The organism is Rhodopseudomonas sp. BR0G17 (assembly GCF_010907025.1).
GTDB lineage: Bacteria > Pseudomonadota > Alphaproteobacteria > Rhizobiales > Xanthobacteraceae > Rhodopseudomonas > Rhodopseudomonas palustris_H.
The window spans coordinates 1-18,039 of record NZ_QUML01000009.1 but is presented as its reverse complement, the minus strand read 5'-3'; the positions used below and the strand labels follow the sequence as shown (position 1 = coordinate 18,039).

The window sequence follows — 18,039 nt, the reverse complement described above, 5'->3', positions numbered from 1 at the left end:
TGCGCCGCCGCGCTTGGATCAGCGGGCGGCGTCCGTGGTTGTTTTGCGTTCGATCGTTCCTGCAAGCGCGCGAGCCCGCATCGATGACCAAGGTCAGTTCGACCATCAGTTCCGCGTCGGATGATCGCGCCCGGATCCGCGTCGAGTTCGACCGCTTCGCCGCAACTCGCTCGCTGCAGCGGCCGAGCGATCTGATCCTGATCCAGCCGGCGCTGGTGCCGCAGAGCTATTTCGACGTCACCACCGCCCGCAGCGGCGGCTACTACAATTTCCCGCCGGTGGGGCTGCTGTATCTCGCCGCGGCCGCCCGCGCCGCCGATCCCGCGCTCGGCATCCACCTGATCGACATCAATCATCAGTTGCTCAAGGCCGCGCACGACGAAGCCTTCGACTACGGCCTTTGGCGCGATCTGGTCCGCGATGCGATCAGGGCTTGCGCCCATCCGCATGTCGGCGTGTCGTACATGTTCGGCACCACCAAGCCGTGCTTCACCGAAGTGATCGATCTGATCCGCAGCGAATTCCCGCAGGTGCCGATCCTGTGCGGCGGCGTGCAGGCGACGTTCGACTATCGGGAGATCCTGGCGAGCGGACTGTGCGACATCGTTGCCCGCCACGAAGGCGAACAGCAACTGATCGGTTATCTCGGCGCGCTGGCCGGCGATCCGGACGCCGTTCCGGTCGGCATGGCGTTCACCGAGGCCGGCGCCATCGTCGAACTCGGTGCACCGCCACCGGATAATCCGGTGAACTGGGACGTCACGCCGTTCTATGCGGCGATCCAGATCGAGGAGTATCACCGCTACGGCGGGCTCGGTGCATTCTCACGCTATGTCGGCGCCGACAAGCCGTTCGCCACGGTGCTGGCCGCACGCGGCTGCCGGGCCCGCTGCACCTTCTGCACGGTACGCAACTTCAACGGCTTCGGCCTGCGGCAGCGCACGGTGCAGGACGTGATCGACGAGGTGAAGCACCTCGTCACCGATCACGGCATCCGCTCGATCGACTGGCTCGACGACGATCTGCTGTGGGACCGGGAGCGCGCGCTGGCGCTGTTCAGGGGCCTCGCCGAGCAGGTGCCGGGGCTGGAATGGACCGCCAGCAACGGCCTGATCGCGGTGGCGATCGACGACGACGTGATGCAGGCGATGGTGGCGTCCGGCCTGCGCGCTTTCAAGATCGGCGTCGAATCCGGCAACGACGCGATGCTGAAGACGATCAAGAAGCCGACCACCAAGCCAAAGCTCCGCGCCCGCGCCAAGCTGTTCGCCAAATATCCGGAGGTGTTCGTCTCGACCAATTTCATCATCGGCTTCCCCGACGAAACCTTCGGGCAGATGATGGACAGCTACGATCTGGCGGTCGAGCTCGCCAGCGACTGGGCGAGCTTCTACATCTGCCAGCCGCTGAAGGGCACCGAGATGTTCTCGGCATTCCAATCGCTCGGCGACGCGCGCACTAAGGAAGAGCGCTACGACAAGACCATCAATCCGGGACGCTCCGCCGAGCGCGGCGAATTCGGCTACCGCTTCGCGCGCGACCGCGTGCTGCGCACCGGCTGGGAGATCTTCGAGATCGACCACGACAGCGTACCGGACCTCGAACAGCAGAAGGAGATCTGGTTCAGCTTCAACCTGGTCGCCAACTTCCTCGACAATCCGAACTTCCGGCCCGGCGGCAATGCCGCCAAGCTGGCGCGCTGGATCGAAGCGATCCACGATGGCTATCCCTACGACGCCTCGATGGCCGCAGCGCTGGCGCACGCCTATAACCTGCTCGGCGACGCGCAGCGCCATGCCCATCATCGCACCGACTTCCTGCGGCTCACCGCGACGTCCGCCTATTGGCAGAACCGCGTCGCGCAATTCCCCGAACTGCTGGCGCTGGCGCATGTCGAGGAGCCGCCGGACTGGTTCACGGGCCCGATGCCGCGCGGTCTGACGCGGCCGTTGCCGCAGCCCCAGCGCCAACAGGTGCACGCATGAGTTTCGCCGGCAAGGCCGCGCTGGTCACCGGCGGCAGCAAGGGGATCGGCTTTGCGATCGCGCGGTCGCTGGCGCAGGCCGGCGCATCGGTGATGATCTGCGCCCGCGACGAGAGCGAGATCGCGCAGGCGCTGCCGGCGCTCCGCGACGGCGTGCACGGCCGGGTTCACGGCCTCGCCTGCGACGTCCGCGACGAGGCGGCGGTGCGGCAATTAGTCGAGCACACCGTCACCGCGTTCGACGGCCTCGACATCCTGGTCAACAACGCCGGGGTCGGCCTGCTCGGGCCGGTCGAGACGTTTCCGCCCGAGCACTGGCGGCTCACCCTCGATACCAACCTCACCGGCGCATTCTATTGCTGCCACTACGCGATCCCGGCGCTGAAGGCGCGCGGCGGCGGCGCCATCGTCAACATCGGCAGCCGCTCCAGCGTCAACGCCTATGGCGGCGGCGCGGCGTATTGCGCCTCGAAATTCGGCCTGCTCGGCCTGTCGGAATCGCTGCTGCAGGAGCTGCACCCGTTCGGCATCCGCGTCAGTTGCGTGATGCCGGGCCGCGTCGCCACCGATTTCGCCGGCGAACCGCCGCAGGACTGGCACCTATCGGCCGACGACGTCGCGCAGGCAGTGATCGACGCGCTGTCGTTCGCGCCGCGCGCGCTGGCGAGCCGGATCGAGCTGCGCCCGGCGCGGCCGCCATCGCCGGCGCCGCGATGAGCGATCGCACCGCCCTGCCCCTGCACGGCCGACGCGCGATGGTCACCGGAGCCGCCCAGGGCATCGGCCTTGCGATCGCCCGCACGCTGGCGCTGCAGGGCGCGCAGGTCGTGCTGGTCAACCTCAAGCACGAGTCCGGCGAAGCGGCGGCACGCGCGATCATCGATGCGGGCGGCGACGCGCGCTTCATCGTCGGCGACATGAGCGACGACGCCGCGATCGCCGCAACGGTGGCGGCGAGCGCGACCGCGATCGGCGGGCTCGATATCCTGGTCAACAACGCCGCGCCGACGCAGCGGGCCCGGCCGCCATTCGCCGAACAGAGCGCCGTACTGTGGGATGCGACCGAAGCGGTGATGCTGCGCGGCTACATGCTCACCGCGCAGGCGGCGCTGCCGCATCTGACGCAGGCCCGCGGCGCGATCGTCAATCTGTCGTCGGTGCTGGCGCGCAGCGTCGCGCATGAGACCGCCGCCTATCACGTCGCCAAGGCCGGCGTCGAACAACTCACCCGCTATCTCGCCTGGCATCTCGGCCGCAGCGGCGTGCGGGTCAATGCGGTGGCGCCCGGCGTGGTCGATCGCGATGTCGGCGCCAAGCTCAGCGACGATCCGGTCAATCGCGCCGTCCTCGAAGCCGCGGTGCCGCTCGGCCGCGCCGCCACCGGAGCCGAGATCGCCGAGGTGGTTGCGTTCCTGTGTTCGCCGGCGGCGGGCTACATCACCGGTCAGACGCTGGTGATCGACGGCGGCCTGTCGCTGGGCGAGCCGTTCGGCGTCGCCCGCGCCACGCTCCGTGCTGCGGCCGGAGCAGCTTAATCAGGGCTCCGTCAGCCCGGCGTCCGCGTCACCGGGGCGCCCGCGGCAGCTTCGTACCAGCGCTTGGAGCGGTTGACGATCGCCACCACCGTCAGCATCACCGGCACCTCGATCAGCACACCGACCACGGTGGCGAGCGCGGCGCCGGATTCGAAGCCGAACAGGCTGATCGCCGCGGCGACCGCGAGTTCGAAGAAATTGCTGGCGCCGATCAGCGCCGACGGGCCGGCAACACAATGCTGCTCGCCGGACAGCCGGTTGAGCAGGTACGCCAGCCCGGCGTTGAAATACACCTGGATCAGGATCGGCACCGCGAGCAGCGCGATCACCAGCGGCTGCCGGATGATCTGCTCGCCCTGGAAGCCGAATAGCAACACCAGCGTCGCCAGCAGCGCCACCAGCGACAGCGGCTGGAATACGCCGAGCAGCCGCTGGAGCTGCGCGTCACCGCCTGACGCCAGCGCCCAACGTCGCAGGCCCTGCGCGATGAGCACCGGCACCACGATGTACAGCACCACCGACAGCACCAGCGTGTCCCATGGCACGGTGATGGCCGACAGGCCGAGCAGCAGGCCGACGATCGGCGCGAACGCGAACACCATGATGGTGTCGTTGAGCGCCACCTGGCTCAGGGTGAAATGCGGCTCGCCTTTGGTCAGGTTCGACCACACGAACACCATCGCGGTGCAGGGCGCGGCAGCGAGAATGATCAGCCCGGCGATGTAGGAATTGATCTGCTCGGTCGGCAGATACGGCTTGAACAGATAACCGACGAACAGCCACGCCAGCGCCGCCATCGAGAACGGTTTCACCGCCCAGTTGATGAACAGCGTCACGCCGATGCCGCGCCAGTGCTCGCGCACCCGTCCGAGCGCCGCGAAGTCGATCCGCACCAGCATCGGAATGATCATCAGCCAGATCAGCGCCGCCACCGGCAGGTTGACCTTGGCAATCTCCGTCGCCCCGATCACTTGAAACGCCCCCGGCATCAAATGCCCGAGCCCGATGCCGACGACGATGCACAGCGCGACCCAGAGGGTGAGATAGCGTTCGAAGGTGGACATAGGGTTTGCCTTTCAACCGAGAGGCGTTGAGTGCGAATGATCCCTCCCCGTCATTGCGAGGAGCGAAGCGACGAAGCAATCCAGCTCGGTGCACGGGGGGCTGGATTGCTTCGCTCCGCTCGCAATGACGGAGAAAGTCCTTACGCTGTCGCCACCCGTCGCCCACTGGCGTCGATCACCTGCTCGCCATCTTCCTTGAAGAACTCGCCTTGCTGCGGCGGCAGCAGGTCGAGCACTTCTTCGGACGGCCGGCACAGCCGCACGCCGTTCGGCGTCACCACCAGCGGGCGCTGGATCAGGATCGGATGCGCGATCATGGCGTCGAGCAGATCGTCGTCGCTGAGCGACGGATCGTCGAGCTTCAGCTCCGCATAAGGCGTGCCCTTCTCGCGCAGCGCCTGCCGCGGCGTCAGTCCGGCGCGGGCGATCAGCTGCTTCAGCAGCGTCCGGCTCGGCGGACACTTCAAATATTCGATCACGTGCGGCTCGATCCCGGCGTTGCGGATCAGGCCGAGCGTGTTGCGCGAGGTGCCGCAGGAAGGGTTGTGATAGATGACGACGTCCATAGGCTCCCTCAGCTTTTGGCGCGCGCCTTGCCGCGCATGGGTTTTGCGGCCGGCGCGCAGCACGGCTGCAGATCGGCGATCAGCGGCGCGCACAATTCCGGCCGGCCGCCGCAGCAATCCTTGATCAGGAACAGCGCGACCTCTTGAAACCGCGCGAGGTCGGCGCGGTACACGACCGAGCGGCTGTGCCGCTGCGACCGGATCAGCCCGGCCCGCGACAGCACCGCGAGGTGCGACGACATCGTGTTCTGCGGCACCGCCAACGCATCGGCGATCGCGCCGGCCGCCAAGCCGTCCGGCTCGTGCGCCGCCAGCAGCCGAAACGCCTCCAGCCGCGTGCCCTGCGCCAGCGCTCCGAGCGCGAGAATGGCGTCCTCTGATTCCATATATCGAGATTTATCGAAATAATGGGCTGAGTCAACGCCGCCGGTGGGGACGGTTGTCGTGTCAAGGGGGCTGGTTTGTCACGCTCCTCTGCCATAAGCGATCAAGCGATCCAGCAGTGGCAAAGCCTCAGACCTCGTGAACCGGTTGCCGATTAATCGACAATTGCCCTCTTCTCGTTTGCCCTCTCCCCGTCATTGCGAGGAGCGCAGCGACGAAGCAAACCAGCTCAGGATGCGCAGCCTGGATTGCTTCGCTTCGCTCGCAATGACGTGGAAAGGTCGAACTGAGTCTAACCATGCGCCGCCGCGGCGGTTGCTGCGGGGCGATGGACGCTGCGGAAGTGCTTCGCGTCAGTGGACGGCGCTGGAGCAAAGCGAGCGCGTCCGAGATCGGAGCGAACCGGTTCACCCCTTCTTCGCCAGCCGCTTTTCAACCTTCTTGCGCGCGTTGCCGACTTTCTTGACGGCCTTCTTCACCGCGGGCGCGGAGCGGCCGGTCTTGTTGGCCTCGTAGCGGACTTCGTAGTCCTGGCCGGCGGCGACGCGCGCCCGGTCCTGCTTGCGTCCGCGCGTCGTGGTCTTCTTGGTGGCTTTCTTCGCAGCCATGCTGGCCTCCTGATGTTGCCCCCGTGAGCAACGCATTCAGGAATCGCAGGTTCCGAAGACGCGGCGTCGTACCGAATGGAATCGAGCGTGGATTTGCCGCCCTCGTCATGGCCGGGCATCGTCCCGGCCATCCACGCCTTGCTCGCCAACAGGCCTCCAAGACGTGGATGCCCGCGACAAGCGCGGGCATGACGACGTTTGTGCTGCAAGACTTAAGTAACAGCGATGATTACAGGCTGTCGCCAAAGTCCTCGCGGAACTTCGCCACCAGCTTGTTCTGCCAGTCGGTCACCGGCTTGAGCAGGCCGTAGAAGAACCGCAGCACTTCCGGCTCCTCGACGAAGGTAAGGCCCTCGATCAGCTTGCGGTTGGCGTACAGCCAGGCGATGCGGTCGACCGCGTATTTGACCTGCGACAGCGTGAACACCCGGCGCGGCATCGCGAGGCGCACCAGCTCCATATTGGCGTAGATCTCGCTGCCGTCCGGCTCGCGCTGTTCGGACAGCGTGCCGCGCTCCATGCCGCGGATGCCGGAGGCGACGTACAGTGCCGCCGCCAGCGCGCCGGCCGGATATTGCGACTGCGGGATGTGGTCGACGAACCGCTTGGCGTCGATGTGGCAGCCGAGGCCGCCGGCCGGGGTGATCACCGGAACGCCACGCTCGACCAGCTGGTCGACCATATAGGCGATGAACTGCGGCCCCTGGTTGATCATCTCCTCGTCCATGGTCTCTTCGAGGCCGACGGTGAGCGCTTCCATTTCGCGCACCGACATGCCGCCATAGGTGAGGAAGCCTTCATACAGCGGCACCAGCGGCCGCATCTTCTCGTACAACGCGCGGTCGCGGATGCAGATGCCGCCGCCGCGGGCGCAGCCGAGCTTGCGCGCCGAGAAGTAGATGATGTCGCACAGGTCGGCGGTGCGGCGGGTGATCTCGCGGATCGACAGCGTCTTGCAGTGATCCTCGCGGGTCTTGTTGAAGTACAAATTGTCGGCCAGCAGGCTGGCGTCGAGCACCAGCGGAACGCCGTGCTCCTTGCAGACGTTGCTGACGTCGGCGAGGTTCTGCAGCGACACCGGCTGGCCGCCGATCAGGTTGGTGCCGCTTTCCATCCGGACGAAGCCGATATTGGCGGCGCCGACCTTCTCGATCACCGCCCGCAGCTTGGCGATGTCCATGTTGCCCTTAAACGGGTTGGCGCTGGTCACTTCGAGGCCGGCGTCGGTCACCAGCTCCTCCACCGTGCCGCCCTGCAGCACGATGTGCGCCTTGGTGGTGGTGAAGTGATAGTTCATCGGCACCACCTTGCCGGGCGTGACGAACACCTTGGCGAGGATGTGTTCGCAGGCGCGGCCCTGATGGGTCGGCAGGAAGTAGTGCATGCCGAAGATGTCGCGCAGCTTGTCTTCGAGCCGGGTGTAGGTGGCGCTGCCGGCGTAGGAGTCGTCGGCGGTCAGCATCGCGGCCTGCTGGCGGTCGCTCATCGCGTTGACGCCGGAATCCGTCAGCATGTCGAGGAAGACGTCGTCGTTCTTCAGCAGGAAGGTGTTGTTGCCGGCCTCGGTGATCTTCTCCAGGCGGCGCTCGACCGGCGGCAGGTTGAGTTTCTGCACGATCCGCACCTTGTGCATCTCGAGCGGCACCGCCTCGTTGCCAAAAAACTTCACTGTCGCCATGTCGTCAAACTCCCCCGACCCTTGCCCGCACCGCGCGGGGGCCTTGGCTTATCGGGCAGGCGGGCTTTCTCAATTGCGCTTGATCAAACGATCCGGCGCGCCTCCAGGAGCCCGCCGGGCGGACAGGCGAAACAAATCCCTACTGCGACGAAACCAAATCCATCGGTCGGCGAAAACGTCCGGAAACGGATGGTGGAGTAGTGATTGCGCCAACAAGTCGCCGAAAAGGCGTCGAGGCGAACGAACAGAGCACCCACAGGGGGACCCGACATGATCCGTTTTCCGCGCACCAGCCGTGCCGCTGCGGTCGCCATCGTCGCGATCGGGACCATTGCCATCGCCGCACCCGCGAATGCGGCGCAGACGCTACCCTTCCCGTTCCTGCCTTTCCTGCCGCAGCCGGAAGCGATGCAGCCGCTGGCCTACGCGCCGGTCGAACAGACCGCACCGCAGCCCCAAGTCGCGCCGCAGGAAGACGAGGACGGCACCGTCGCAGAGCTGCCCGCCCGGCTGAAGCGCCAGATCGTCGCCTATCAGACCCGCGAAGCCTCCGGCACCATCATCGTCGATACGCCGAACACCTATCTGTACTACGTGCTCGGCAGCGGGCGTGCGATCCGGTACGGTATCGGGGTCGGCCGTGATGGCTTCACCTGGTCGGGCGTCAAGGCGGTCGCCAGAAAGGCCGAGTGGCCGGATTGGACCCCGCCGCCGGAAATGATCGCCCGCCAGCCCTATCTGCCGCGCCACATGGCCGGCGGCCCCGGCAACCCGCTCGGCGCCCGCGCGATGTATCTCGGCGGCACCGTGTATCGCATCCACGGCACCAACGCGCCGTCGACCATCGGCACCCACGTCTCCTCTGGCTGCATCCGGCTGACCAATGAGGACGTCAAGGATCTGTATTCGCGGGTCAACGTCGGCGCCAAGGTGATCGTGCTACCCGACAACCGCCGCGCCGCAGATGCCGGCACCGGACGCCGCGGCTGAGTTTGTTACGGCAGTAAGCGATGAGTTAATTCAAACGCGCGATCTCATTGGAGGCCGCGCGTTCTTGCGTCAGGCATCCCATCGCCGCTTACCGCGAGCGTTGTCAGCTAATCGTCAGCACGCCGGAACTATCAGTTCTCCCGATCGCGGCCTGTCTCGTTCTGTACGCCGCGGCGAAGGGGGACTGTGATGGACAAGCCGATTGACTCCGCGGCCCTGGTGTCGCGCCGGCGCCTGCTCGGCATCGCCGGCCTGACGCTGGCAGCGACCTGCACGGTCGCGACGACCGGCCGGGCGCAGCCGGCCGCCGGATGTTCGGCGGTGATCCCGCGGAAATCATCGCAGCAGGATGCCCGCTTCGTCGCGTCCGCGACCTCCGGGCGGCGCTGCGGCTCCTGCCGGTTCTATCAGGCACCAGACCAGTGCCTGGTGGTCGAAGGACCGGTCAGCGCAGATTCGGTGTGCAATCTGTGGGCACAGCGCGGTGGCGCACTGGGCTGCGAGCCCGACGGACCGATCAGGCTGTAATTTCCGGCAACACTCCGCCGCATCTGCGGCGCCATTGCCGGCGATATCGCGGCGGTTCGCGGATCTTTCCACGGCTTGGCGACCCGCGGGGCTGGCTCGGCTGGCGCCCCCCGCCCCCGGGCTGTATTGTCCCGGCCGTCTCGCCCCGGGGTATCGATGCGTTTCGTCAAGTTTGGATTGGTAGCACTCGCGATCGTCGCGATTTCATTCACGGTCACGCTGAAGGCGTTCGACTGGCTGGCGCCGCGCGCCATCTCGCCGCCGAGCCTGCAGGCGCTGCCACCCTTGCCGCCGATCCGGCAGTCCACCGTGGTGGTGCCGGTGTCGGTGCCGCTCGGGACCATCCGCGACCTGGTCGACGCCGTCGCGCCGCGCACCTTCTCCGGCAAAGCCAACAATCCGCTATCGCAATATGTGCAGAACGCCGACATCCAATGGACCGCGACGCGCGGCACCGTAACGGTGCGCGGCGCCAAGGACCAGCTCACCATCACCTCGCCGCTCACCGGCACGGTGAATGCCAAGGGCTCGCTCTCCGCCAACACCCAGTCCAAGGTCGACGAGACGCTCGGCCGGCTGCTCGGCAACAAGATGGCTAAGCAGATCGGCGTCAACATCAAGTCGTTCAACGCCAACGGTGAGATCAAGGGCACGATCGCGATCAGTGCGCGGCCGCAGGTGCTGCCGAACTGGCATGTCGATCCGCATCTCGACGCTGAAGTGGCGCTGTCGGATTCCGGCGTCTCGGTCGGCGGCGTCCGCATCGACGTGCCGCAGCAGGTCAAGCCGGTGATCGACAAGGCGATCGCCGATCAGCTCGGCGTGCTGGAGCGTCAGATCCGCGACGACGGTGCGCTGGAGCGCAGCGCCCGGCGCGAATGGGATCGGCTGTGCCGCTCTGTGCCGCTGCAGGGTGCCGGCATCCCCAACGGCTTCTTCCTGGAGATCCGCCCGACCAGGGCGCTCGCTGCCCAGCCGCAGGTCGATGCCGCGGCCGCCACGCTGACGCTCGGCATCGTCGCCGACACCCGCATCACCGCCGGTCCGACCAAGCCGCAATGCCCGTTCCCGCCGGCGCTGCAGATGGTCGCGCCGGACAACGCCGGGGTCAAAGTCGCGGTGCCGATCGACATCCCGTTCCAGGAGCTCGACCGCATTCTGGAGGCGCAGTTCGTCGGCAAGACCTTCCCGGAGGGCGACAGCCGCGCCGCGATCACGGTGAAGCGCGCCAAGCTCGCCGCCAGCGGCGACCGGCTGCTGATCTCGCTGCTGGTCGACGCCAAGGAGAACCGCAGCTTCTTCGGCTTCGGCACCGAGGCGACGCTGCACATCTGGGGCCGCCCGACGCTCGATCAGGAAGACCAGACGCTGCGGCTGTCGGACATCAAGCTCGCGGTCGAATCCGAAGCCGCGTTCGGCCTGCTCGGCGACACTGCCCGCGCCGCGGTGCCGTATCTGGAGAAGGCGATCGCCGACAAGGCGGTGATCGACCTCAAGCCGGAGTCGACCAACATCCAGCGCCGGGTCGGCAATATGATCGCGACCTATCAGCGCAACGAGGACGGTCTGCGGATTTCCTCGGAAATCTCCAGCCTGCGGCTGTCGGACCTGGTGTTCGACTCCAACATGCTGCGGATCACCGCCGAGGCCAACGGCATCCTCGAGGTCAAGGTCACACGTCTGAAGCCGCCGGAGCTGCCGCAAGTCCCGCGCTGATCCGTTTCCTCACAACGCGCACAAACGCCGCCGGCAAAACCGGCGGCGTTTGCGTGACGGGACCTTCGGTCCGTGTCGCTTACTTGGAGTACTTGAACTCCGGCATCGACTTCAGCTGATCCTTGGTGGCGTTCAGCACCGCGTGGTCCGGATACCAACGATCGGCGTTGTTGGCGGTCGCCGAGGTCGAGGAGCTGCTCGAGGTCGCCGCACCGGTGGTGGTGCCAGCGGCCGGAGAAGCCGTCGAGGTGCCCGAGCCGGCCGGAGTGGTCTGGCTGTTCATCGCGGTGTTCGACGACACCGGGGTGTTGACCCACTGCAGCTTGTCGAAGGTCACCGCAACGTCACGCTGGCCGACGCCGAGGAAGCCGCCGACGCCGATCACGACGCCCTGGATACGGCCCTGGTTGTCGATCAGCAGTTCGCTGATGTCGCCGAGCTTCTCGTTGCCCTGGTTGTACACGTTGACGCCGATCAGCTTGGACGCACGCCACTGACCCATGTGCTGCTGCGAATCGGACGCCGCAGCGGACGACTTCGACATCGTGCTGCTGTTGTCGGCCGGCGCCGGATTCTGCGCGTAGGCGGCGGACGCGAGCAGCGTGGTCCCCAGCAGACCGGCGATGATCGTCTTGGCTTTCATTGGCTTGCCCTCTTTGCTTGTGAATGGTGCCTACAGAACCGCGGACTCCACACTGCGTTCCCGCAATCGAACTATTTTTAGTGCCTTGCGGCGCACCAAACGATTAGTTCGACAGACCGCTCACGAGTTCCGAAGAGTTCCGTGGGTTCCGCGTCCACGCATCGTAACGGCGTTCCGACATCACCAGCAAAAAGAGCGCATCCCCTTTGCGCCGAAGCGGAAGGGAATGCGCTTGAACCGACGGCGTCACACTGTCGGGTAGAAGACGAGACGATCAGGTCTGGTAGTTGATCAGCAGCGCGGTGAACGAGCCGGACGATGCCGCCGAGCCGCTGGCGCTGTAGGCGTTGGCGGTCGACGATTGCTGATCCTGCAGCAGTTGCAGGAACTGCTTCAGAATGTCGCTGATGTCGGACGATGACGACGAATCCGTCGAGGTGGTAGACGACGACGCGCTGGTGCCGTCATCCGGCGGCGGCGGACCGCCGGCACCGCCGCCCGGAGGCGGCCCACCGGCGAAAGTGTTCTTGAACACGTTCTGCAGCTCAGTGGCCTGATCGGTGGTCAGCTTGCCGCTCGAGACTTCGCTGGCGATCAGGTCGTCGATCTTGGATTTCAAGTCGGTGGGACGCGAGTCCGAGCTGCTGCTGGAGCGGCTGCTCTGCAGCGACGAGTCGATGTCTTGCAGCGCCGACGACAGCGCGTCGGCGTCGCTGGATTTCACGGTACCGGACGAGACTTCCGACGCGAGCTCCTTCTGCAGGAGTTGCAGCGGTGAGAGATAGCTGCTGCCGCCCGCGGCAGCGGAGGAAATTGCGGTCATGGGGCAGGCTCCGGGTTTGGATCGAAGCCGACGCTATGGTTAATCGATTAACAAGACCTTCGCCAAAGGCTTGAGTTAGTTGCGGGTTTTTGCCGGGCGGCAGGTAGAAACAATCGGAAACAAGATTCTCTGCTACAGTCCGGGCAAAACATCGCAAAACCCCTGCCATGAGCACCGCACCACCATCGATTCTCGTCGTCGAAGACGATCGCGAGACCCGCGCGCTGATCGCCAAGTATCTCCGCGCCAACAATTGCAACGTCGCCACCGCCGCGGACGGCCGCGAGATGGAGCGCTGGATCGCCGATCATCGCGTCGATCTGGTCGTGCTCGACGTGATGCTGCCGGGCGAGGACGGGCTCAGCCTGTGCCGGAAGATCCGCGCCAATTCGACGCTGCCGATCATCATGCTGACCGCACGCGGCGACGATGTCGACCGCATCCTCGGCCTGGAAATGGGCGCCGACGATTACTTGCCGAAGCCGTTCAATCCGCGCGAACTGCTGGCGCGGATCCGCTCGGTGCTGCGCCGGCAGGCGAGCGCGGTCACCGCCAGCGCCACCCCCGGCGCCACCACGCTCGGCTTCCTCGGCTGGCGGATGGATTGCCGGCGCCGCGAATTGCGCAATCCCGACGGCGCGCTGGTGGCGATGACCAGCGCCGAGTTCGACCTGCTGCAGGTGCTGTGCGAGCGCGCCGGCCGGGTGCTGTCGCGCGAGGCACTGCTCGATCTCACCCACGGCCGCAACGTCGGCGCATTCGAGCGCTCGATCGACGTGCTGATCAGCCGCATCCGCCGCAAGATCGAACCCGATCCGCGCGAAGCCACGCTGATCAAGACGGTGCGGGCCGGCGGCTACGTGTTCACGCCGGAGGTCGAAACGGCATGAGCCTGCGCGCGCGGCTGGCGGCGCTCGGCTTCGGCCTGAAGCCGGAAGGCATCCGCGGCCAGATCGCGATCCTGGTGCTGGCGTCGATCATTGCCAGCCACATCATCATCGCGGCGGCGTTCTTCGCCAACCGGCCCGACATGCCGCGACCGCCGCAGCAGCCGGAGCCGCATCAGCTCTACGAATTCGCCGAACTGATCGGGCGCACGCCGGCGGCGGACCGCCCGCAGCTGATCGTCACCATCGCAGCCGCCTTCCCGGAACTCGAACTCGCCGGCACCACGGCCGTGGCCCGTCCGCATGACGGCGCCTGGCCGCCGCACCAGATCGACTATCTGCGCCGGCATCTCGGGCCGGACTATCGCGTCGATCTCGCCGGCGGCGACCGGATCGTCATCACCCTGCCCGAAGGTGACGCGATCAGCGCGCGGCTGCCGCCGGAGCGGCACAGGCCGGTGCTGGGCAATCCGTGGATGGCGTCACTGCTGATCGGCGTGGTCAGCCTCGCGCTGCTCGGGCTGTGGGCGGCGCGTACGCTGGCGGCGCCGCTGTCGGCATTCGCCACCGCGGCCGAGACCTTCAGCCTGGATAGTTCGGACGCGCCACTGCCGGAGCGCGGCCCGGCCGAGATCCGCTCGCTGGCGCGGGCGCTGAACCGGATGCGCGAGCGCATCACCACGCTGATCGAGGATCGCACCCGGATGCTGGCGGCGATCAGCCATGATCTGCGCACGCCGATCACCCGGATGCGGCTGCGCGCCGAATTCATCGAGGACGATCATCAGCGCACCCAGACGCTGCACGATCTCGACCAGATGGGCGCGATGCTGACCGCGGTGCTGACCTTCCTGCGCGACGGCGCCACCCGCGACGCGCCGACGCTGATCGACCTGGCCAGCGCGATGCAGCTGATCACCGATCAGTTCGCCGACATCGGCGCCAAGGTCGCGTATCAGGGCCCCGAGCACGCGATGGCAATGGCGCGGCCCGGCGACCTGCATCGCGCGGTCACCAACCTGGTCGAAAACGCCGTGCGGTTCGGCACCGAGGTGACGATCCGGCTGGAGCTGCATCAGGACGAGATCGTCATCGAGGTGGAGGACGACGGCCCCGGCATTGCCGATGCCGACAAGGACAGCGTGATGCAGCCGTTCGTGCGCGGCGACGACGCCCGCAACATGGACGATAGCTCGTCGTTCGGCCTCGGCCTGTCGATCGCCCGCGCCATCGCGCGCGGCCACGGCGGCGAGCTGTCGCTGCACACCCGCACGCCGCACGGCCTGATCGCGCGCATCACCCTGCCCCGTCAGGCCCCGAGCCGCACGGCCTGAGCGGCGGGAATTACCAGCGCGGCGGAGTGACCATCGGCGCCGGGCTCGGCGGCGCGCCAGGCTTGCGCTGGTGGATCACCGCGAGGTCATCGGCATAGACCTTCTGCCAGCCCTCGGTCCGGTCGAGCAGCTTAGCTGCCGGGCTGCCCGGGATCAGCAGCGTCGCGTCGACGGCGTAAGCATCGAGCAGGCGGAACAGCTTATCGGGCGCGCGCAGCCGGACCGCGTCGTCGTGATCGACCACCAGCGTCTCGCCGAACAGTTCGGTGCGGCCGTCGATGAATGTCGGCACGCCGTTCGCGATCAGATAGCCGCCGAAGTTGTAGTCGTTGAACACCCGCTTGGCTCCGAGCCGCTTCAGCTCAGCGACCGCGGCCTGCGGCGCGAACAGCGAGCGCGGCGCGAAGCTGTGCCAGGTCGCAAACGCCAGCGTGCCGCCGATCGCCAGCGCCAGCAGCGCGGCGGTGAGGCCGCGCGAGGACGATGGCCTTCCGGCCGGCGCCGCGACGCCGCATTGAGCGGCCAGCGGCGCGGCGAGTACCAGCGGCGCCAGCAGCGCCAAGAGTTCGAGATTGCGGCTGTGGCTCAGCGCCATATGGATCAAGCCGAGCAGGATCAGGATCCGCACCGGCGGCAGCGTCACGCCGCGCAGCAGCGCCAGACCGAGGCCGCCCAGCAAGGTGATCTCGAGCACGTCGATCTTGGAGAAATCCTCCGGCGCCCATTCACCGATCCGGCTCAGCGCCTCGCCGAGCGACAGGATCTTGCGCGACGCCAGGATCGAATCCCAGCTGTAAGGCGTCAGGCATCCGGCGGCGAGCGCGAGCACGCCGAACAGCGCCCAGCGCAGCAGCAACGCAACGCGGCGCGGTCGCTCCGCGGACAGCACCGCATCGAGCGCGAACGGCGCCACCAGCGCGATGCCGAATACGAAGCCGCCGTGCAGATTGGCCCATAGCGTGATCAACGGCAGCGTCCACAATGACGGCACGCTGCGGCGGTCCGCGGCGCCGACCAATGCGCCGACCCAAGCCAGCATCACGGGCATTGCCAGGACGTGCGGCCGTGCCAGCATGTGCGGGGCGGTCAGGGCCAGGGCGGCGGCGGCGAAGATCAGGGTGGCGGTGTCGTTCAGCCGCGCGCCAAGCAGCCGTGCCAGCAGATAGAAGGTGCCGCCGAGCGCGGCCGCCGTCATCACCACCGGCCCGGCCCAGCCGGCAAGCTGATAGCTCGCCGCGAATGCGACCTGCGCCAGCCACTGCGTCGAGATCCACGGCTGGCCCGCCATTGTGAACGAGTAGCTGTCGGTCCACGGCACCGCGCGGAGGTCGATGATCCACTGCCCGATCGTCACCTGCCACAGCGTGTCGGGATCGTTGAGCAGCCGGTCGCCGGAGATCAGCAGCAGCGCATAGACGCCGAGCCCGATCGCCAGCGGCCACAGCCGCGGCCTGGCGAGGCTGATCTGGTTGGCGTCGGCGACGGTGATGGTCATGCAGCGGCGCTCGCTTGCAGGTTGCGGCTGCGGCGATCCAACACGCCGGCGGATAATTTGGCGTAAACCGGAACACCCACCGCAGCGCGCCAGCGGCGGCGAGGAACCCGGCGTGGTGCGCGGCTTTGCCCACCAGCATCGCACCAAAGGCACGTTGACACGGCATGGCATCGGCCTACATTGAGCCCGTTCCGAGGGGGGCTCCGACGAGGAGCTGAGATACCGCACGCTCGCCGCTTCGATTCGCGAGGCACAGAGACCGCGGTGACCCTTTGAACCTGATCCGGGTCATGCCGGCGAAGGGACAGGGATGCATCAGACAGTCGAAGGCCGCGGCGGGGCCGAATCCGCCAATCTTTCCGCGTTTGCTTCAGTTGCTTCGGCTTCAGTTGCTTCGGCTTCAGCTTCTTCGGCGCTGACCGCCGCAGCGCTGCGCAGCGAGAAGCCGGACCTGCGCAAGGACGCGCCGGTGTCGGTGATCGGCGCCGGCATCGCCGGTGCCTGGCAGGCGCTGCTGCTGGCGCGCGCCGGCCGCAAGGTCAGTCTGTACGAGCGCGGCGACAACGAGATGACACAGGCCACCAGCCATTGGGCGGGCGGCATGCTGGCGCCGTATTGCGAGGCCGAAGGCGCCGAGCCGATGGTCAGCCAGATCGGCATGCGCTCGCTGGAGATGTGGCGCAAGGAATTCCCGGACGCGGTGTTCAACGGTTCGCTGGTGGTGGCGCATCCGCGCGACCGCGCCGACTTCGAGCGCTTCGCCAAGATGACCACCGGCCATCAGCGCGTCGACGCCGACGGCATCGCCGAGCTGGAGCCGGCGCTGGCCGGCCGGTTCCGCGAAGGTCTGTTCTTCCCCGACGAAGGCCATGTCGAACCGCGGCTGGTGCTGGCGCGCCTGCACGAGCGGCTGATCGAGGCCGGCGGCACCATCCATTTCGAATCGGAAATGACGCCGGAAGATCTCGACGGCCTGGTGATCGACTGCCGCGGCCTCGCGGCCCGCGACAAGGCGCCGGAGCTGCGCGGCGTCAAGGGCGAGATGGTGGTGATCAAGACCGCCGAGGTGCAGCTGTCGCGCCCGGTGCGGCTGATGCACCCGCGCTGGCCGCTCTACGTCATCCCGCGCCAGAACAATCACTTCATGCTGGGCGCCACCACCGTCGAGAGCGAAGACGAGCTGGTGATGGTGCGCTCGGCGCTGGAACTGCTCAGCGCCGCCTATGCGGTGCATCCGGCGTTCGGCGAAGCCCATATCGTCGAACTCGGCGCCGGGCTGCGTCCCGCTTTCCCCGACAACCTGCCGCGGATCGCCATCGGCAACCGCCGCGTCGCCACCAACGGCCTGTATCGCCACGGCTTCCTGATGGCGCCGTCGCTGGCCGAGAAAGTGGTGGCCTATGTCGAGCGCGGCGAAATCGACAATCAGGTGATGCGATGCTTGTGACCATCAACGGCGAACAGCGCGAGGTTCAGTCCGCCAGCGTCGCCGCGCTGATGGCCGAGCTCGACTGCACCGGCGGCCACTTCGCCGTCGCGCTCAACTACGACGTCGTCCCCCGCGGCAAATGGGACGAAACCCCGGTCGTCGCCGGCGACGAAATCGAGATCCTGACGCCGCGGCAGGGGGGATGAGGATGGCCGCGAGCCACGCGCACCTCGTTCACCCTCCCCTTGAGGGGGAGGGTCGGCACGCAGGCCGCGTAGCGGACTGCGGGACGGGGTGGGGTGAGCCGCGGGCACTGCGGATGAACCCGTCGCCACCCCACCCCGCCCGCTTCGCGAGCGACCCCCCCCCCCCCGG

18 protein-coding genes and 1 riboswitch are annotated in these 18,039 nt (G+C 67.1%); of the genes, 10 read left to right on the top strand and 8 right to left on the bottom strand.

The features are described 5' to 3' along the window. Positions 1-83: 83 nt before the first annotated feature. The 3 genes from DY467_RS09305 to DY467_RS09295 are packed head-to-tail and all read left to right on the top strand — an operon-like array spanning position 84 to position 3,519. A complete protein-coding gene (locus DY467_RS09305) occupies positions 84-1,985 on the top strand; it encodes a B12-binding domain-containing radical SAM protein (protein WP_164635526.1) in 1,902 nt (633 codons plus the stop codon). Then, on the top strand, positions 1,982-2,701 hold the full coding sequence (locus DY467_RS09300) for an SDR family oxidoreductase (protein WP_164635524.1): 720 nt from the start codon (positions 1,982-1,984) through the stop codon (positions 2,699-2,701). The genes DY467_RS09305 and DY467_RS09300 overlap by 4 nt, the downstream gene beginning before the upstream one ends. Beyond that, positions 2,698-3,519, top strand: a complete 822-nt coding sequence (locus DY467_RS09295) for an SDR family NAD(P)-dependent oxidoreductase (RefSeq protein ID WP_164635522.1) — start codon at positions 2,698-2,700, stop codon at positions 3,517-3,519. The genes DY467_RS09300 and DY467_RS09295 overlap by 4 nt, the downstream gene beginning before the upstream one ends. An 11-nt stretch (positions 3,520-3,530) precedes the next feature. On the opposite strand, the gene arsB is transcribed toward DY467_RS09295, so the two are convergent. From arsB to DY467_RS09270, 5 genes are all read right to left on the bottom strand, one after another. Continuing rightward, positions 3,531-4,583, bottom strand: a complete 1,053-nt coding sequence (gene arsB, locus DY467_RS09290; protein ID WP_164635520.1) for an ACR3 family arsenite efflux transporter — start codon at positions 4,581-4,583, stop codon at positions 3,531-3,533. A gap of 140 nt (positions 4,584-4,723) precedes the next feature. Continuing rightward, positions 4,724-5,149, bottom strand: a complete 426-nt coding sequence (arsC, locus tag DY467_RS09285; protein WP_164635518.1) for an arsenate reductase (glutaredoxin) — start codon at positions 5,147-5,149, stop codon at positions 4,724-4,726. A gap of 8 nt (positions 5,150-5,157) precedes the next feature. Next, positions 5,158-5,535 (bottom strand): ArsR/SmtB family transcription factor, encoded by a 378-nt coding sequence (locus tag DY467_RS09280; protein ID WP_164635515.1) that lies wholly within the window; start codon positions 5,533-5,535, stop codon positions 5,158-5,160. 405 nt (positions 5,536-5,940) lie between these two features. Further along, positions 5,941-6,141 carry a DUF3606 domain-containing protein gene (locus tag DY467_RS09275; protein WP_164635513.1) on the bottom strand — a complete coding sequence of 67 codons (201 nt, stop codon included), beginning with the start codon at positions 6,139-6,141 and terminating at the stop codon, positions 5,941-5,943. 229 nt (positions 6,142-6,370) lie between these two features. Beyond that, entirely contained in the window at positions 6,371-7,819 is a 1,449-nt protein-coding gene (locus DY467_RS09270) for a tryptophanase (RefSeq protein ID WP_164573776.1), read from the bottom strand. A 270-nt stretch (positions 7,820-8,089) separates the two neighbouring features. Here DY467_RS09270 and DY467_RS09265 point away from each other — a divergent pair, with 270 nt between their 5' ends. The 3 genes from DY467_RS09265 (at position 8,090) to DY467_RS09255 (ending at position 11,053) form a co-directional block, all read left to right on the top strand. Further along, the gene (locus DY467_RS09265) at positions 8,090-8,809 is read left to right on the top strand and encodes a L,D-transpeptidase (RefSeq protein WP_164635511.1); all 720 of its coding nucleotides are present in this window, start codon (positions 8,090-8,092) and stop codon (positions 8,807-8,809) included. A gap of 189 nt (positions 8,810-8,998) precedes the next feature. Further along, a complete protein-coding gene (locus DY467_RS09260; protein WP_164635509.1) occupies positions 8,999-9,337 on the top strand; it encodes a hypothetical protein in 339 nt (112 codons plus the stop codon). 156 nt (positions 9,338-9,493) lie between these two features. Next, the gene (locus tag DY467_RS09255) at positions 9,494-11,053 is read left to right on the top strand and encodes a DUF4403 family protein (protein ID WP_107345332.1); all 1,560 of its coding nucleotides are present in this window, start codon (positions 9,494-9,496) and stop codon (positions 11,051-11,053) included. 79 nt (positions 11,054-11,132) lie between these two features. Here the strand turns inward: DY467_RS09255 and DY467_RS09250 are convergent, their stop codons facing one another. Continuing rightward, positions 11,133-11,696 carry a PRC-barrel domain-containing protein gene (locus tag DY467_RS09250; RefSeq protein WP_107345333.1) on the bottom strand — a complete coding sequence of 188 codons (564 nt, stop codon included), beginning with the start codon at positions 11,694-11,696 and terminating at the stop codon, positions 11,133-11,135. Positions 11,697-11,970: 274 nt separating this feature from the next. After that, complete coding sequence (locus tag DY467_RS09245; protein ID WP_164635507.1) at positions 11,971-12,519, bottom strand: hypothetical protein; 549 nt, start codon at positions 12,517-12,519, stop codon at positions 11,971-11,973. A 167-nt stretch (positions 12,520-12,686) separates the two neighbouring features. On the opposite strand from DY467_RS09245, the gene DY467_RS09240 reads away from it, so the two are divergent. Together DY467_RS09240 and DY467_RS09235 are read left to right on the top strand one after the other, a co-directional pair. Continuing rightward, complete coding sequence (locus tag DY467_RS09240; protein ID WP_164635505.1) at positions 12,687-13,409, top strand: response regulator; 723 nt, start codon at positions 12,687-12,689, stop codon at positions 13,407-13,409. Continuing rightward, entirely contained in the window at positions 13,406-14,740 is a 1,335-nt protein-coding gene (locus tag DY467_RS09235; RefSeq protein ID WP_164635504.1) for an ATP-binding protein, read from the top strand. The genes DY467_RS09240 and DY467_RS09235 overlap by 4 nt, the downstream gene beginning before the upstream one ends. A 10-nt stretch (positions 14,741-14,750) precedes the next feature. Here DY467_RS09235 and DY467_RS09230 read toward each other — a convergent pair whose 3' ends face one another. After that, complete coding sequence (locus tag DY467_RS09230; protein ID WP_164635502.1) at positions 14,751-16,235, bottom strand: hypothetical protein; 1,485 nt, start codon at positions 16,233-16,235, stop codon at positions 14,751-14,753. Positions 16,236-16,419: 184 nt separating this feature from the next. Continuing rightward, positions 16,420-16,557, top strand: a riboswitch (TPP riboswitch). On the opposite strand from DY467_RS09230, the gene DY467_RS09225 reads away from it, so the two are divergent. Continuing rightward, a complete protein-coding gene (locus tag DY467_RS09225; RefSeq protein ID WP_246701502.1) occupies positions 16,546-17,682 on the top strand; it encodes an FAD-dependent oxidoreductase in 1,137 nt (378 codons plus the stop codon). (Overlaps the previous riboswitch by 12 nt.) Continuing rightward, positions 17,673-17,870 carry a sulfur carrier protein ThiS gene (gene thiS / locus DY467_RS09220; protein WP_164635500.1) on the top strand — a complete coding sequence of 66 codons (198 nt, stop codon included), beginning with the start codon at positions 17,673-17,675 and terminating at the stop codon, positions 17,868-17,870. The genes DY467_RS09225 and thiS overlap by 10 nt, the downstream gene beginning before the upstream one ends. Positions 17,871-18,039: the final 169 nt, after the last annotated feature.

What these genes read in the sequence shown, in the direction of transcription:
- DY467_RS09260 (WP_164635509.1), top strand. Translation starts at nt 8,999, where the DNA reads ATGGACAAGCCGATTGACTCCGCGGCCCTGGTGTCGCGCCGGCGCCTG.
- arsB (WP_164635520.1), bottom strand. Translation starts at nt 4,583, where the DNA reads ATGTCCACCTTCGAACGCTATCTCACCCTCTGGGTCGCGCTGTGCATC.
- DY467_RS09305 (WP_164635526.1), top strand. Translation starts at nt 84, where the DNA reads ATGACCAAGGTCAGTTCGACCATCAGTTCCGCGTCGGATGATCGCGCC.
- DY467_RS09230 (WP_164635502.1), bottom strand. Translation starts at nt 16,235, where the DNA reads ATGACCATCACCGTCGCCGACGCCAACCAGATCAGCCTCGCCAGGCCG.
- DY467_RS09250 (WP_107345333.1), bottom strand. Translation starts at nt 11,696, where the DNA reads ATGAAAGCCAAGACGATCATCGCCGGTCTGCTGGGGACCACGCTGCTC.
- DY467_RS09225 (WP_246701502.1), top strand. Translation starts at nt 16,546, where the DNA reads ATGCATCAGACAGTCGAAGGCCGCGGCGGGGCCGAATCCGCCAATCTT.
- DY467_RS09270 (WP_164573776.1), bottom strand. Translation starts at nt 7,819, where the DNA reads ATGGCGACAGTGAAGTTTTTTGGCAACGAGGCGGTGCCGCTCGAGATG.
- thiS (WP_164635500.1), top strand. Translation starts at nt 17,673, where the DNA reads ATGCTTGTGACCATCAACGGCGAACAGCGCGAGGTTCAGTCCGCCAGC.
- DY467_RS09245 (WP_164635507.1), bottom strand. Translation starts at nt 12,519, where the DNA reads ATGACCGCAATTTCCTCCGCTGCCGCGGGCGGCAGCAGCTATCTCTCA.
- DY467_RS09240 (WP_164635505.1), top strand. Translation starts at nt 12,687, where the DNA reads ATGAGCACCGCACCACCATCGATTCTCGTCGTCGAAGACGATCGCGAG.
- DY467_RS09300 (WP_164635524.1), top strand. Translation starts at nt 1,982, where the DNA reads ATGAGTTTCGCCGGCAAGGCCGCGCTGGTCACCGGCGGCAGCAAGGGG.
- DY467_RS09295 (WP_164635522.1), top strand. Translation starts at nt 2,698, where the DNA reads ATGAGCGATCGCACCGCCCTGCCCCTGCACGGCCGACGCGCGATGGTC.
- DY467_RS09255 (WP_107345332.1), top strand. Translation starts at nt 9,494, where the DNA reads ATGCGTTTCGTCAAGTTTGGATTGGTAGCACTCGCGATCGTCGCGATT.
- arsC (WP_164635518.1), bottom strand. Translation starts at nt 5,149, where the DNA reads ATGGACGTCGTCATCTATCACAACCCTTCCTGCGGCACCTCGCGCAAC.
- DY467_RS09265 (WP_164635511.1), top strand. Translation starts at nt 8,090, where the DNA reads ATGATCCGTTTTCCGCGCACCAGCCGTGCCGCTGCGGTCGCCATCGTC.
- DY467_RS09280 (WP_164635515.1), bottom strand. Translation starts at nt 5,535, where the DNA reads ATGGAATCAGAGGACGCCATTCTCGCGCTCGGAGCGCTGGCGCAGGGC.
- DY467_RS09235 (WP_164635504.1), top strand. Translation starts at nt 13,406, where the DNA reads ATGAGCCTGCGCGCGCGGCTGGCGGCGCTCGGCTTCGGCCTGAAGCCG.
- DY467_RS09275 (WP_164635513.1), bottom strand. Translation starts at nt 6,141, where the DNA reads ATGGCTGCGAAGAAAGCCACCAAGAAGACCACGACGCGCGGACGCAAG.